A 12,489-nucleotide genomic window follows, 5' to 3' on the forward strand; every position below is an offset into this window, starting at 1 on the left:
CATCACCTCGGGATGCCACCGGCCCGAACCGGGCGGGCCGGCCGAAAACAGCCAAACCGACGGGATGATCGTTGTATTCTCCGCCAATGACCCCCACTACGCCATCGACGCCCTCCACACCTTCGGCCACGGATGCCGAGTGCGTCGCGCTCACCCGGAACCTGCGCCGCAGGGGCACCCTCGTCCTGTCGGTGTTCGCCGTGATCTGGGCCTTCGCCGGCGCGTCCGGGCTGGCGTCCTCGGGCGCGGCCCTGGCCGTCGAGATCGTCGCCGTGCCGCTCACCGCGGTGGCGATCGTGCTCGCCTACCGCAAGGGCGCCGCTCCCTCGCCCCGCATGGTGAGCCTGCCGGAGAACTGGGCGCGCGCCGTCGGCATCGTGAACGTCGTCGAGGTGGCCGCCGTCTTCGCGGTGATCGCGGCGTCCAACGCCTCGGACCACCCGGAGTTCATCCCGGCCGCCATCGCGCTGGTCGTGGGCGTGCACTTCTTCCCGCTCGCGCGCTATTACGACCAGTGGCAGTACAAGGGGACGGCGGTCGCGCTGAGCGTCGTCGCCGTCGTCGGGTTCGTGCTCATCGGGGCCGGCCTGTCGGCCGAGGGCGTGCGGGCCGTGGTGGGCCTGGCCTCCGCGGTGGTGCTGTGGGTGTCCGCGTACCACGTGGCCGTGAAGGGCTGAGTCACCGGCGGGAGGCCTCGTTCTCCCCGCCTGCGCACACAAGGATGTGCCCGGCCGGCCGGTGGGCCGGGCGCGGGCGCATCCTTCTGTGTGCGGTTCAGCCGTTACGGCCGAGCGGCATTCAGCAGGCGGAGCAGGTGCTCGACGAGGACGACGAGGTCCCGATCGAACCGCTGGAAGCGCCCATCTCCGGCAGCGCCACGCCCTGGGCGACCTCAAGGGTCTCCAGCTCGTCCGCGTCGAAGCCGTCGAACGCGGCGTCGTCGTTCTTGACGTCGTTGATGCTCATGTCTGTGTTCCTTTCGAGGACCTGACGGTCCGGATGTCGGTGGGGTGGGTCAGCAGGCGGAGCAGGTGCTGGACGAGGAGGACGAGGTGCCGATCGAGCCGCTGGAGGCACCCATCTCCGGCAGCGCCACGCCCTGGGCGACCTCAAGGGTCTCCAGCTCGTCCGCGTCGAAGCCGTCGAACGCGGTGTCGTCGTTCTTGATGTCGTTGGCAGCCATGGTGCGTTCCCTTCGATTGGTTCCGGGATTCACCTGGATTCGGATTCCCTGAATTCAGTCCCGGAACAACAGTTCTGCGAATGTGAAGCCATTCGGCGTCTTTCGCTTTCCCGTCCGGCTTCGATATCCATATTGCTCGGACCGCCACCTCCGCACCAGACTTTCCGGCGCCGCGCTGACATTTATCACGGGGCGAATGACGCTTCGCCCGGCAGCGACCATTCGGGACTGTTCACCATGTGCCATTCCGGACCGGGGTCGCCGGCGATCGCCGGGTCCGGACCGGGCGTTCCGAGCAGGAAATCCCCCACGGAGGACTCCTCCAGGTAGTCCAGGCCCAGGACCCGGGCGGACATGTCGGCGTCCCCGTTGCCCAGGCCGCAGGGGGCCAGGCCCATCGCCGTGGCCACCAGATACATCGTCTGGTAGAGCACACCGGTGTGCCGCAGCGTCGTCGCGTATGCCATGGCCCGGTACTTCCACGCCATCCGCTGGAAGCGCGAGGTCACCGTGATGAGCACATCGGGGCGCACGTCGAAGCCGACGGAGCGGGACGCCACGTTCAGCAGTGATCTGCGTTCCACCTCGGCGTCGTTGACGAGCGCGAGGCGGTGTCCGTAGGAGTCGTAGTGGTAGATGCCCGGTGAGAGCCCCGCGCAGCGCAGCACGGTGACGTACAGCTCCAGCTCGTAGAGCGAGCCGCCGCTCGGGTAGGGGCGGGAGATCACCTCCTCGGCGCCGGGCCCGTCCGGGGTGTGGTGCACCCGGACGCGCTGCACCCGGTACAGGAACTCGCCGAGCTCCTTGGCGGTCAACTCCCGTTCCCCGTACGTACGGTGCGAGCGCCTCGTCTCGATCGCGGCGGTCAGCGAGGGGTCCCGGGCGTCGATGTCCCGGCGCGGCGGCCGGTACAGATCGACCGTCTCCCCGGCCGGCACGGGCTTCACGGCGGGCCGCGGCTCGATCTCCCCCTGGTAGGGGTAGACCGCGCCGAAGACACCGTCGTAGCGGCCCGAGCGCACCCGCGAGTGGAACAGCAGGTCGTGGAAGTCCCACTGCCGCAGCTTCGGTTCGGTGTCGGAGGCGAACGTCCCGTCGGGCCCGGCGGCCTCGACGAAGCCGGCCCCGGTCAGATGGGCGAGCACGTCGAGGCTCTCCTCGGGCCCGAGACCGGTTCCCTCACCGGCCAGGCCCGCCGCCACCGGCTGCCCCAGGGCGGCCGTGAGCTCGCGCGCCCCCCGGTCGGCGAGCACCGCACGGAACTTCACGAGCGGCGACTCCAGCACCAGTACGCCGTCGCGCGAGCGGCAGAACGCGAACCGGGACAGCCGCACCGGGGCGCCGGTGTCCACCGGGGCCGGCTCGTACCCGGCGTCCCGGGACGTCTGCTCCAGCCGCATCAGCTCCCGCCGCGGCGGCGCCCCGTCGCGGCTGAGCACGCTGTGCGCGAGCATCTGCGAGGCCCGCTCCACGAGAGCGGCGGCCCGGACCCGCTCGGCCGGGGTGAACCCCTCGTACAGTTCCTCGCCGGGCAGCGGCTCCCCGCCGAGCCGGTCGAGCACGGTGCGCAGCGCCCCGCGCACCGGCCGCAGCACCAGGGAGCTGACGGGGCCGTGCAGGGTCACGGTGTCCGTGGCGCCGTCCAGGGCGACACGGACGTCGGCCCGCAGGACGCGGGCGTGCGTCCTCGCGGGTCTCGTCGTGGATACGGGGATCATCCGGGGCCTCCGGTCTACGGAACTTCGCGGTACTGCGCAGCGCGCAGAGAACCACTCTGCGGTCCCGTACACCCTCAACTCCCCTTCTGAGCGCACCACATGACACTCAGCATTTCCGTGGATGACCGAGGTCACGGTTCGCGTGACACATGACAGGGGCGCCCGCCTTTCGCTCGGACATCCGGCGGCCGCGGCCCATGCTCGAAAAACGCATTCGGCTCACCGCACCGCATCCGGTGCACTCACCACAGGTAGGGAAAATCTCGTGCTCACTCGTCGTCATGCAATACGTCTCGGTCTGACCACCGGTGCCGTCGGCGCGGTCGGCGCTGCGGGCGGAACGTTCCAGCTGCTCGCCGGCGGCCAGTCGGCCCAGGCCGCGGAGTCCACCGGCCGCACCGCGGCGGCGGGCGCCGTCGAGCAGTTCACGGTGCCGCTGACGGTGCCGCCGGTGCTGGCCCCGTACCGCAGCACCAAGGCGGCCGACTACTACCGCGTGACGATGCGCAGGGCGAGCACCGAGATCCTGCCGGGCACCCGCACCGACGTCCTCACCTACAACGGATCGTTCCCCGGACCCACCATCCGCGCCCGCTCGGGCCGCGCCGCGGTCGTCCAGCAGGTGAACGCCCTGGACACCCCCACCTCGGTCCACCTGCACGGCGGCAACAACCCGGTGGCCCAGGACGGCGGCATGATGGACACCATCGCCCCGGGGCGCTCGCGGACGTACGTGTACGAGAACAAGCAGCCCGGCGCCACCCTGTGGACGCACGACCACGCGCACCACCTGGAGTCCGAGCACGTCTACCGGGGCCTGTCCGGGGCGTATCTGATCGGCGACAGCAACGAGGACGCGCTCGGTCTGCCCTCGGGCGCCTACGACATCCCGCTCGTCCTGCGGGACGCGGCGTTCGACGAGAACGCCGCCATGGTCTACACGATGGACGACGCGGACAACCGCACGACGATCCTGGTCAACGGCAGGCCGTGGCCGTATCTGAGGGTCGAGGGCCGCAAGTACCGCTTCCGCCTGGTCAACTCGTGCAACCTGCGCATCTTCGTACTGGCGCTCACCGACGGCACGACCGACCAGCACCCGGTGCAGCAGATCGGCTCGGACGGCGGACTGCTCGCGGCCCCCGCGGAGACACCCGTCATGGTGCTCTCCCCCGGCGAGCGCATCGACTTCGTCGTCGACTTCGCCCAGTACGCCCCCGGCACCCAGCTCACCCTGTCCAACATGCTCGGCCCCGGCCCGACCGAACTGGTCGGCCAGGTCATGCGGTTCGACGTGGGTGAGAAGACCGCCGACAGCAGCCGGGTGCCCGCCGCCCTCGCCACGCTGCCGGCCCTGCCGGCACCGACCGTCGAGCGCACCTTCGAACTGAACATGGACGAGCCGGGCACCGGAAATCACCAGGCGTACATCAACGGAAAGACCTTCGACGCGAACCGCATCGACACCAACATCACGTGGGGCACCACCGAGGTGTGGACGGTGGTGAACAAGAGCGAGACCATTCCGCACAACTTCCATACGCACCTGGTGCAGTTCCGCATTCTCGAACGCGACGGCGCGGCGCCCTATCCGGCGGAGGCCGGTCTCAAGGACACCGTTCTGCTCTTTCCCGGACAGGTCGCGAAACTCCAGCTGACCTTCAATTCGCACCGGGGCGTATATCCCTATCACTGCCACATGATCGACCACAGCGCCATGGGAATGATGGGCCAGATGAAGATCGCCTGAACCGGCCCCTTCCTCTTCCCGTCTAGCGCTCTCATCCCCAACTCCCTTTGAAGGAAAGGAGGATCATGACCACCCGAACCGTTCCGCCTCCGTACGCGCGCCGGATACTCGCCGCGCTGGGACGGGACCCCGCCCGTACGGTCCTGCACCGGCACGGCTCGACGGTCGCAGCGGGTGAGCTTTACGCGTCCGTGCTCGGGACCACCGCCCTGCTGAAGTCCCGGGGCATCGGTCCCGGGTCCACCGTCGCCACCCTGACCGGACCGAACCACCCGCTGATGCTCAGCGCCCGGTACGCGGTGAACCTGCTGGGGGCCACCTCCGTCTACGTACGCTCGATGAACCCGCGGACCGACGCCCAGACGTTCTCACTGGCCACCCAGACCCGGCTGCTGAGCGAACTCGGCGTGGCACTGCTGCTGGTGGACGACCGGGACGAGGAGAGCGCCGCCCGCGGCCGGTGGCTGGCCCGGCGGCTGCCCGGCCTCACCGTGCTGCCGATCGCCCGCCGGACGACCGGGCCGGCGCGGCTGCCGGACCTGCTGGCGCCCCGCCCGGACGACATCGCCGTCGTCGACTTCACCAGCGGCTCCACCGGCCGGCCGAAGATGGTCGCCCAGCGCTACGGAACCCGCGAACAGCTCGTCGCGCGGCTCGCGGACGGCCTCGATCCCCGGGGACCGGCGACGCTGCTCTCGGTCACCCCGATCAGCCACACCACCGCGCCGATGGCCGACGCCGTACTGTCCGGCGGCGGAACGGTGGTGCTGCACGACGAGTTCGACGCCGACGCCACCCTCCACGCCTTCGACCGGCTGCGGGTGACCGACGTGTACCTCGCCGTGCCGCATCTGTACCGGCTGCTCGACCACCCGCTGGTGTCGTCCTGCGACCTGTCGTCCCTGCGGCGCATCACCTACAGCGGCACCCCCGCCGCACCCGAGCGGGTGCGGCAGGCGGTCCGGCTCTTCGGTGACGTGCTGATCCAGGTGTACGGCACGACGGAGGCCGGCGGCATCTCCAGCCTCAACCCGCTGGACCACCGCGAACCGGAGCTCCTCGGCTCGGTCGGCCGGCCCTTCCCCTGGGTACGCGTCGAGATCCGGGCACCCGGCGGCACGGTGGCCCTGGGACGCGGGCAGAGCGGCGAGATCTGGGTCAGCTCGGCCACGGTCTCCGCCGGCTACCTGGACGATCCGGAGCTGACCGCCAGGACGCTCCGGGACGGCTGGCTGCGCACCGGGGACCTCGGGCACCGGGACACCTACGGCTATCTGCGCCTGGACGGCCGGGTCGGCGACGTCATCAAGCACGGCGGGCTCAAGCTGGACCCCGCCGCGATAGAGGACGCGCTGACGGCGCACCCCCAGGTACGGCAGGCCGCCGTCTTCGGGGTCCGCGACGCCGACCTCGTCGAGCAGGTGCACGCGGCCGTCGAACTCCACTCGGGCGCCGGGCACACCTCCTGCGACCTGCGTGACTACGTGGCGGCGACGCTCACCCCGGAACACACCCCGGTCAGCGTCTCCGTCTGGCCCGAACTGCCGCTCACGCCCGCCGGGAAACCGGACCGCGCCCATCTGCGCAGCGTGACCGCACCGGTGCGGGCCCACCCCCCAGGACCCGCGCGCGCCGCTCCCCTCCCGTCACCCGGCGAGGACGCGGACACGCGCGGTACGGGCCCACCGGGCCCGGCCACGCCGCCTGCCGGCGTACCGGTACGCGCAACAGAAAGGGCGCTCCATGACCGCATACGGCCACTTCGCCAGGTCACTGCGACTGCGGCGGCTCTACCGCCACAGCACGGCCGGCCTGATGATCACCCCTCTCGACCACTCGATCAGTGAGGGACCCGTGGTGCCCAAGGGCACGACGCTCGACCAGCTCGCCGGCCGGCTGGCCGCCGGCGGCAGCGACGCGGTCGTCGTGCACAAGGGCAGCGTGCGCCACATCAGCCCGGAGCGGTTCGCCGCGATGTCGCTGATCATCCATCTCAACGCGTCCACCAACCAGGCACTCGACCCGAACGCCAAGTACGTGGTGACCGAGGTCGAGGAGGCGCTGCGGCTCGGCGCGGACGCGGTCAGCGTCCACGTCAACCTCGGCTCCGACGACGAACGGCAGCAGATCGGCGACCTCGGGCGGATCGCCGATGCCTGCGACCGCTGGAACCTGCCGCTGCTCGCCATGGTGTACCCGCGCGGCCCGCGCATCACCAACCCGCGCGACCCGGACATGGTCGCGCACGCCGTCACCGTGGCGTCCGATCTGGGCGCGGACCTGGTCAAGACCGTCTTCCTCGGCTCCACCGCGGAGATGCTCGACCTGACCGCGGCCTGCCCGGTGCCGGTCCTGGTCGCGGGCGGCCCCGCGCTGCCCACGGAGGAGGACGTACTGCGGTACGTGCGCGACGCCCTGGCCGGCGGCGCGGGCGGGGTGGCGATGGGCCGCAACATCTTCCAGGCCGAGAACCCGCAGCGGCTCGCCGCGAAGGTCGCCCGGCTCGTCCACCACTTCCCCGAACACCACTTCGGCCCGGACCCGGCCGCGTACCCGTACCTGGCCGCCGACCGGCCGGACGAGCGGCTGACACCCGACCACGCCCCGGACCATCCCGGAGCGCAGGCGCCCTACGACGAGAACACCCACCGCCTTTCCGATCTGACAGGAGGTCCGCATCATGACGGACGCAAAACTGTGCTGGCTTGACGTTCGCGGAACCGGCAACGCCACCGCCGCCGTACTCGAAGAGGCGATGCACCAGCGGATCGACGGCATCGTCGCCGCCGACCCGGCCGTCTTCAACGGCCTGCCGCCCACCGTGCGCAAGATCCTGCTCTTCCAGGACGGCCTCGACGCCGTCCCCGCCGACCTCGGCGCCACCGACGTGGTCATCGTGCCCGGCGGCCGGGACGCCAGGGCGGAACTGATGGCCGCGCACCCCGGTGTGGAGTTCGGCCGGTACGTCGAGATCGTGGACGCCGACACCCTGGAGGACGCCTGCCTGGCGGCCCGGCTGGAGCCGTGGAGCATCCTCGACTTCCGCGACCCGACCAAGATCCCGCTGGAGATCGTGATCGCGGCGGCGACCGGCGCACCCGGCTCGATCATCACGACCGCGTCCAACACCGAGGAGGCCGAGATCATCTACGGCGTGCTCGAACTCGGCTCGGACGGGGTGCTGATGCGGGCCGACACCGTCGGCAACGCCACCGCCCTGCGCACCGCGGCCACCTCCCGCAGCGGTGAGATCGGGCTGGTGGAGCTGACCGTCGTCAAGGCCACCCACATCGGCATGGGCGAGCGGGCCTGCGTCGACACGACGACGCACTTCCGCAAGGACGAGGGCATCCTCGTCGGCAGCCACTCCAAGGGCATGGTCCTGTGCGTCAGCGAGACCCACCCGCTGCCGTACATGCCGACCCGCCCGTTCCGGGTCAACGCCGGCGCCCTGCACTCGTACACCGTCTCGGAGAACGGCCGCACCAACTACCTGAGTGAACTGCACTCCGGCAGCACGGTCCTGGCCGTCGACGTCAAGGGCCGGACCCGTCCGGTCAGCGTCGGCCGGGTGAAGATAGAGACCCGGCCGCTCATCTCCATCGACGCGGTGGCCCCGGGCGGCCAGCCGGTCAACCTGATCCTCCAGGACGACTGGCACGTGCGGGTCCTGGGTCCGGGCGCCGCGGTCCTCAACTCCACCGAGCTGAAGCCGGGCGACACGATCCTCGGCCACCTGCCGACGGCGGACCGCCATGTCGGCTACCCGATCGACGAGTTCTGCCTGGAGAAGTAGTCCGGCGCGGACCCGTCCGCGAAGCACCACTAACACCAAAAGCACCACGCGCACGATCCGCATCACCTCGCCACGCCCCGGCACCTCTTGTGCCGGGGCCGACGCGTGTGTCCCGCCGGTGCCCCGGGGGCCGCTCACAGCAGCCCGTGCTCGATCGCGATGCGGGCCGCGTCGAACCGGTTGCGGCCACCCAGCTTCTTGATCGCGGCCGAGGTCAGATTGCGTACGGTCCCGCCCGCCAGGAACAGCTCCCCCGCGATCTCCTTGACGGTCGCCCCGCCGGCGGTGAGCCGCAGCACGTCCACCTCGCGCACACTCAGCGAGGCATCGCCCACGGCCACCGTCCGCAGCAGCGAGGGATCGACCGTCAGACAGCCGCCCGCCACCCCCATCAGCGTCGTGATCAGCTGCGGCAGCCGCGCGTTCTTCGGTACGACTCCCAGCGCCCCGGCCGCGACCGCCCGGTCCACCACCGACTGCGTCGCCGCGCCCACCATCAGCACCACACCGCATCTGAGGTGGTGCGTGCGCACATCGGCCGCGGCCCGCAGGGCCTTGCCGCCCATGGTGGACTCGCCGAGCAGCAGCACGGTCGGCCGGTGCCGCTCGACGGCCGGCAGCACCGAGTCGTAGGACGTGGCGAGACCCACGACCTCCAGGCCGTCCGCGCTGTTCAGTGTCTCGGCGAAGGCTTCCAGGACGAGTTGGTGGTCGCCGGCGACGACGATACGTACGGACATGTGATCAACCCCCGTATGGTTGACGGGATCCGCTGGGCGGCGAATCCTCAGCAGGTGTGCGGTCTGCGGTCCAGCAGCTGGTCCACGAGCGCGTGGGCCGCCGCCTCGTGACCCTCGGTGCAGTCGGCCATGTCGATCTCGACGTGCCGGGCGCCGGGCGGCAGCGCGGCGGCGACCGTCGCCGACATGGCGCGGTAGGCCGCCGCCCGCTCCTCGGCCCCGGGGGCCGAGGGGATCACCACCACGCAGACGGCGACCGGACCCAGGTCCGCGGCGATCTGAGCGGGCAGCGTGCGGAAGGTGTCGCCCCGTTCGATGTCGGCCCGGTAGGGCAGGGCGACCATCCCGATCTCGGCCAACTCCTTGCAGAGAAAAGCCGCGTTGGTGGCCGCGTCGTCCCCACGCCCCCGGTGCTCCGCACCGACCACCGCGACCTTCGCGCCGGCGGCGCACAGCCGGATGGTGACGATCCGGCCAATTCCGGTGGTGGCATCGACGACGAGGACGACACGGCCCCCGAGGGCCGCAGGCACGTGACTCGCTGCATGGGACACCGAGACTCCTGAGCAGTTAATGTGTTGAACGTGTGAACTGGTGAGCAAGGGGAGTTGCGTGGTGCGTGACGCCAACCAGCGTCGATAGCAACGTGCCCGACTCAGCACGTGCGCACGATTCGGCCGCGAACCGGGGGAGACACACGTGGACGAGGTTTCGTCGCTAGATCAGGAGACACTCGCGGTCTACCGCGCGATCCTGTTCCACAAGGAACACGATCCGCTCAAGCTCGCCCAGCTGCTCGACATGAACACCTGCGGAGTGCGGGAAGCCCTGGGACGGCTCTCACAGCTGTCCCTGCTCGCACCGTCCCGGGACTCACCCGGAACGCTGCGCGCGGTCAACCCGTCACTCGGCCTGAAGGTACTGCTCCAGCGGGAACAGGACGAACTGGCCGCGCGCCAGCAGCGCATCGAACAGAACCGGGCGGCCCTGGCCGCCCTCGCCGCCGAGTACACGGCCTCCGGCCGCTCCTCCTCCGACCAGACCGAACAGCTCGACAACGTCGACGACATACGGATCAGGCTGGAGGCCCTCGCCGAGTCCTGCCAGCGCGAGTCCCTGGCCTTCCACCCCGTCGGCGGGCTGACCGAGGAGTCGATCGAGGCGGGCCGGCCACTGAACGAACGGGCACTCGCCCGCGGGGTCCGGTTCCGTTCGATCTACCTCGACAGCGTCGCCAACGACCGGGTGACCAAGGCCCACGCGCAGTGGATGGCGGAACGGGACAGCGAGATCCGTACCTCACCCACCCTGCCGATGCGGCTGCTCATCGTCGACACCACCGCCGCCGTCGTCGCCGGCCTGCCCGGTCAGGCGGGCCCCTCCGCACTGCTGTTCAGCAGTCAGCCGGTGGTGCTCGCGATGCGGGCCCTGTTCGAGGCGTACTGGGAACACGCGGCCCCCCTGCACGGCCCCGGTCATCCGGGCGAGGCCCTGGCAGGCGGGCTCACTCCGCAGGAGCGCAAACTCCTCCAGCTCCTGGCCACCGGTCTGACCGACGACGCGGTGGCACGGGCGCTGGGCATCGGGGTCCGCACCGAGCGGCGCATCATGGCCGAGCTGATGGACCGGCTCGGCGCGTCCAGCCGGTTCGAGGCCGGGGTGCAGGCGACGCGTCGGCAGTGGATCTGACGCGCGGCCCCCGCCGCGCTCCCGGCCCGGTTCACGACGCGGCCGGCGGAGCGGGCCAGACGAAGTCGTCCGGCGTGTGCGAACCGCCGCTGTGCCCCGGCGCGACCGGCCACACGAAGTCGTCCGGCGTGCGGGGCGTGCCGCCCGGAGCCGTCGGCCACACGAAGTCGTAGGTGCTGTGCCGCGTCGCCGCCACCTCGCCGCCGGCGGCCTGGGCGGGAGCCGCCCAGGCGAGGGCCCCCAGAACCCCGGCGGCGAGGGTGGTGACGACGGCGGTACAGCGGGTGGCGCGGATGGCTCGGGACATGGCTGGTCTCCATTCCAGGCGTGACGATGACCGGATCGGCAGTGCTTTCGGAGCCAGTGGTACTCGTAGCTCCCCCGGGACCGGTTCGCGATTTCCGCGTTCCGGCCGCTGAGATGAGATAACCACCGGCGCGGCCCGGCTGTCCGCATCCCGCGAGGCCAGGAAGCTGCCTGGCAGGGAGTTGCCCAGCAGCGGACCACCTCGTGACCCGTGCACCTAGGCTGTTCCCTTTGCACGCCGCCGAGCCGAGGAGACACCGCCGTGGAACGCAGCCCGGACGAGAAGTACCCGCCGGTCGAGCCGTACGAGCAGGGGATGTTGGACGTCGGCGAGGGCAACCTCGTGTACTGGGAGGCGTGCGGCAACCCGGCCGGCAAACCCGCCCTCGTCGTGCACGGCGGACCGGGCTCGGGGTGCACGGAGCGGCCCCGGCAGTACTTCGACCCGGACCGCTACCGGGTGATCCTCTTCGACCAGCGGGGCTGCGGCCGCTCCACCCCGCACGCGAGCGACCCGGCCACCGACATGCGGTTCAACACGACGGACCGGCTGATCGCCGACATGGAGCGGCTGCGCGTCCGGCTGGGCATCGACACCTGGCTGCTGTACGGGGGTTCCTGGGGCTCGACGCTGATCCTCGCGTACGCCGAGCGGTACCCGGAGAGGGTCAGCGAGATCGTGATCCCGGCCGTCACCACGACCCGGCGCTCCGAGATCGACTGGCTGTACCGGGCCGCCGGGCAGATCTTCCCCGAGGCACGGGAGCTGTTCCGCGCCGGGGTCCCGGAGGCCGCGAGCGACGCGACCCCGGACGTGCTCGCCGCGTACGCCCGGCGGGCCGAGAGCCCCGACCCTGAGGTACGGGCGCGGGCGACGGCCGACTGGTGCGCGTGGGAGGACGCGGTGCTCTCCCAGGAGGCGTACACCGGACCGCCGCCGTACAGCGGCCGGCCCGCACGGGCACAGCAGGCACTGGTGCGGATCTGCGCGCACTACTTCTCGCACGGCGCCTGGCTGGAGGAGGGGCAGCTGATCCGGGACGCCGGGCGGCTGGCGGGAATCCCGGGCGTGCTGGTGCACGGGCGCTTCGACCTGGGCGGCCCGCTGATCACCGCGTGGGAGCTGGCGAAGGCGTGGCCGGACGCGGAGCTGACCGTGATCGGCGACGCGGGCCATCTCGGCGGCGCGGCGACGAGCCGTGCGGTGCTGGCGGCGCTGGACCGGTTCGCGGACACGTAGCGGGCCCGGTTCGGCGGACCGGGTGAGAGCGCCGCGCCGCGGGACTCCGCCCTTGCTTCGAGCGGAC

General features: G+C 71.2%; 13 protein-coding genes. 7 read left to right on the forward strand and 6 right to left on the reverse strand.

What is annotated here, in order from left to right; all coding sequences use genetic code 11:
- Positions 1–86 precede the first annotated feature (86 nt).
- Positions 87–677 carry a hypothetical protein gene (locus ACIQM0_RS23275; protein WP_401289680.1) on the forward strand — a complete coding sequence of 197 codons (591 nt, stop codon included), beginning with the start codon at positions 87–89 and terminating at the stop codon, positions 675–677.
- A gap of 121 nt (positions 678–798) precedes the next feature.
- Here the strand turns inward: ACIQM0_RS23275 and ACIQM0_RS23280 are convergent, their stop codons facing one another.
- From ACIQM0_RS23280 to ACIQM0_RS23290, 3 genes are all read right to left on the reverse strand, one after another.
- Positions 799–966, reverse strand: a complete 168-nt coding sequence (locus ACIQM0_RS23280) for a thiazolylpeptide-type bacteriocin (protein WP_363027874.1) — start codon at positions 964–966, stop codon at positions 799–801.
- A gap of 49 nt (positions 967–1,015) precedes the next feature.
- A complete protein-coding gene (locus ACIQM0_RS23285; protein ID WP_207319007.1) occupies positions 1,016–1,183 on the reverse strand; it encodes a thiazolylpeptide-type bacteriocin in 168 nt (55 codons plus the stop codon).
- Between the two features lie 185 nt (positions 1,184–1,368).
- Positions 1,369–2,901 (reverse strand): SagB family peptide dehydrogenase, encoded by a 1,533-nt coding sequence (locus ACIQM0_RS23290; protein ID WP_401289684.1) that lies wholly within the window; start codon positions 2,899–2,901, stop codon positions 1,369–1,371.
- Between the two features lie 265 nt (positions 2,902–3,166).
- Here ACIQM0_RS23290 and ACIQM0_RS23295 point away from each other — a divergent pair, with 265 nt between their 5' ends.
- From ACIQM0_RS23295 to ACIQM0_RS23310, 4 genes are all read left to right on the forward strand, one after another.
- Positions 3,167–4,651, forward strand: coding sequence for a multicopper oxidase family protein (locus tag ACIQM0_RS23295; protein WP_401289686.1), 1,485 nt, complete (start codon positions 3,167–3,169; stop codon positions 4,649–4,651).
- A 65-nt stretch (positions 4,652–4,716) separates the two neighbouring features.
- Entirely contained in the window at positions 4,717–6,498 is a 1,782-nt protein-coding gene (locus tag ACIQM0_RS23300; RefSeq protein WP_401289688.1) for a class I adenylate-forming enzyme family protein, read from the forward strand.
- Positions 6,395–7,360: a 2-amino-3,7-dideoxy-D-threo-hept-6-ulosonate synthase gene (locus ACIQM0_RS23305; RefSeq protein ID WP_401289691.1), complete on the forward strand. Its 966-nt coding sequence runs from the start codon at positions 6,395–6,397 to the stop codon at positions 7,358–7,360. Before ACIQM0_RS23300 ends, ACIQM0_RS23305 begins: the two co-directional genes overlap by 104 nt.
- Positions 7,332–8,447, forward strand: coding sequence for a 3-dehydroquinate synthase II (locus ACIQM0_RS23310; RefSeq protein WP_363027864.1), 1,116 nt, complete (start codon positions 7,332–7,334; stop codon positions 8,445–8,447). The genes ACIQM0_RS23305 and ACIQM0_RS23310 overlap by 29 nt, the downstream gene beginning before the upstream one ends.
- Positions 8,448–8,581: 134 nt before the next feature.
- Here the strand turns inward: ACIQM0_RS23310 and ACIQM0_RS23315 are convergent, their stop codons facing one another.
- On the reverse strand, positions 8,582–9,187 hold the full coding sequence (locus ACIQM0_RS23315) for a response regulator transcription factor (RefSeq protein WP_363027863.1): 606 nt from the start codon (positions 9,185–9,187) through the stop codon (positions 8,582–8,584).
- A 47-nt stretch (positions 9,188–9,234) separates the two neighbouring features.
- On the reverse strand, positions 9,235–9,741 hold the full coding sequence (locus tag ACIQM0_RS23320; protein WP_401289694.1) for a hypothetical protein: 507 nt from the start codon (positions 9,739–9,741) through the stop codon (positions 9,235–9,237).
- Positions 9,742–9,886: 145 nt separating this feature from the next.
- Between ACIQM0_RS23320 and ACIQM0_RS23325 the strand changes: the two genes are divergently transcribed.
- A complete protein-coding gene (locus ACIQM0_RS23325; protein WP_401289697.1) occupies positions 9,887–10,876 on the forward strand; it encodes a LuxR C-terminal-related transcriptional regulator in 990 nt (329 codons plus the stop codon).
- A 31-nt stretch (positions 10,877–10,907) separates the two neighbouring features.
- On the opposite strand, the gene ACIQM0_RS23330 is transcribed toward ACIQM0_RS23325, so the two are convergent.
- Positions 10,908–11,183, reverse strand: a complete 276-nt coding sequence (locus ACIQM0_RS23330; RefSeq protein ID WP_401289699.1) for a hypothetical protein — start codon at positions 11,181–11,183, stop codon at positions 10,908–10,910.
- Between the two features lie 261 nt (positions 11,184–11,444).
- On the opposite strand from ACIQM0_RS23330, the gene pip reads away from it, so the two are divergent.
- Positions 11,445–12,422 carry a prolyl aminopeptidase gene (gene pip / locus ACIQM0_RS23335; protein WP_401289702.1) on the forward strand — a complete coding sequence of 326 codons (978 nt, stop codon included), beginning with the start codon at positions 11,445–11,447 and terminating at the stop codon, positions 12,420–12,422.
- The last annotated feature ends 67 nt before the right edge of the window (positions 12,423–12,489 follow it).

The sequence above is a fragment of the Streptomyces sp. NPDC091387 genome, from assembly GCF_044756945.1.
Lineage (GTDB): Bacteria > Actinomycetota > Actinomycetes > Streptomycetales > Streptomycetaceae > Streptomyces.

Bases quoted from the DNA above. Each gene is read 5' to 3' on its own strand.
- ACIQM0_RS23280 (WP_363027874.1), bottom strand. From the start codon at position 966: ATGAGCATCAACGACGTCAAGAACGACGACGCCGCGTTCGACGGCTTC.
- ACIQM0_RS23285 (WP_207319007.1), bottom strand. From the start codon at position 1,183: ATGGCTGCCAACGACATCAAGAACGACGACACCGCGTTCGACGGCTTC.
- ACIQM0_RS23275 (WP_401289680.1), top strand. From the start codon at position 87: ATGACCCCCACTACGCCATCGACGCCCTCCACACCTTCGGCCACGGAT.
- ACIQM0_RS23315 (WP_363027863.1), bottom strand. From the start codon at position 9,187: ATGTCCGTACGTATCGTCGTCGCCGGCGACCACCAACTCGTCCTGGAA.
- ACIQM0_RS23330 (WP_401289699.1), bottom strand. From the start codon at position 11,183: ATGTCCCGAGCCATCCGCGCCACCCGCTGTACCGCCGTCGTCACCACC.
- ACIQM0_RS23310 (WP_363027864.1), top strand. From the start codon at position 7,332: ATGACGGACGCAAAACTGTGCTGGCTTGACGTTCGCGGAACCGGCAAC.
- ACIQM0_RS23300 (WP_401289688.1), top strand. From the start codon at position 4,717: ATGACCACCCGAACCGTTCCGCCTCCGTACGCGCGCCGGATACTCGCC.
- ACIQM0_RS23290 (WP_401289684.1), bottom strand. From the start codon at position 2,901: ATGATCCCCGTATCCACGACGAGACCCGCGAGGACGCACGCCCGCGTC.
- ACIQM0_RS23305 (WP_401289691.1), top strand. From the start codon at position 6,395: ATGACCGCATACGGCCACTTCGCCAGGTCACTGCGACTGCGGCGGCTC.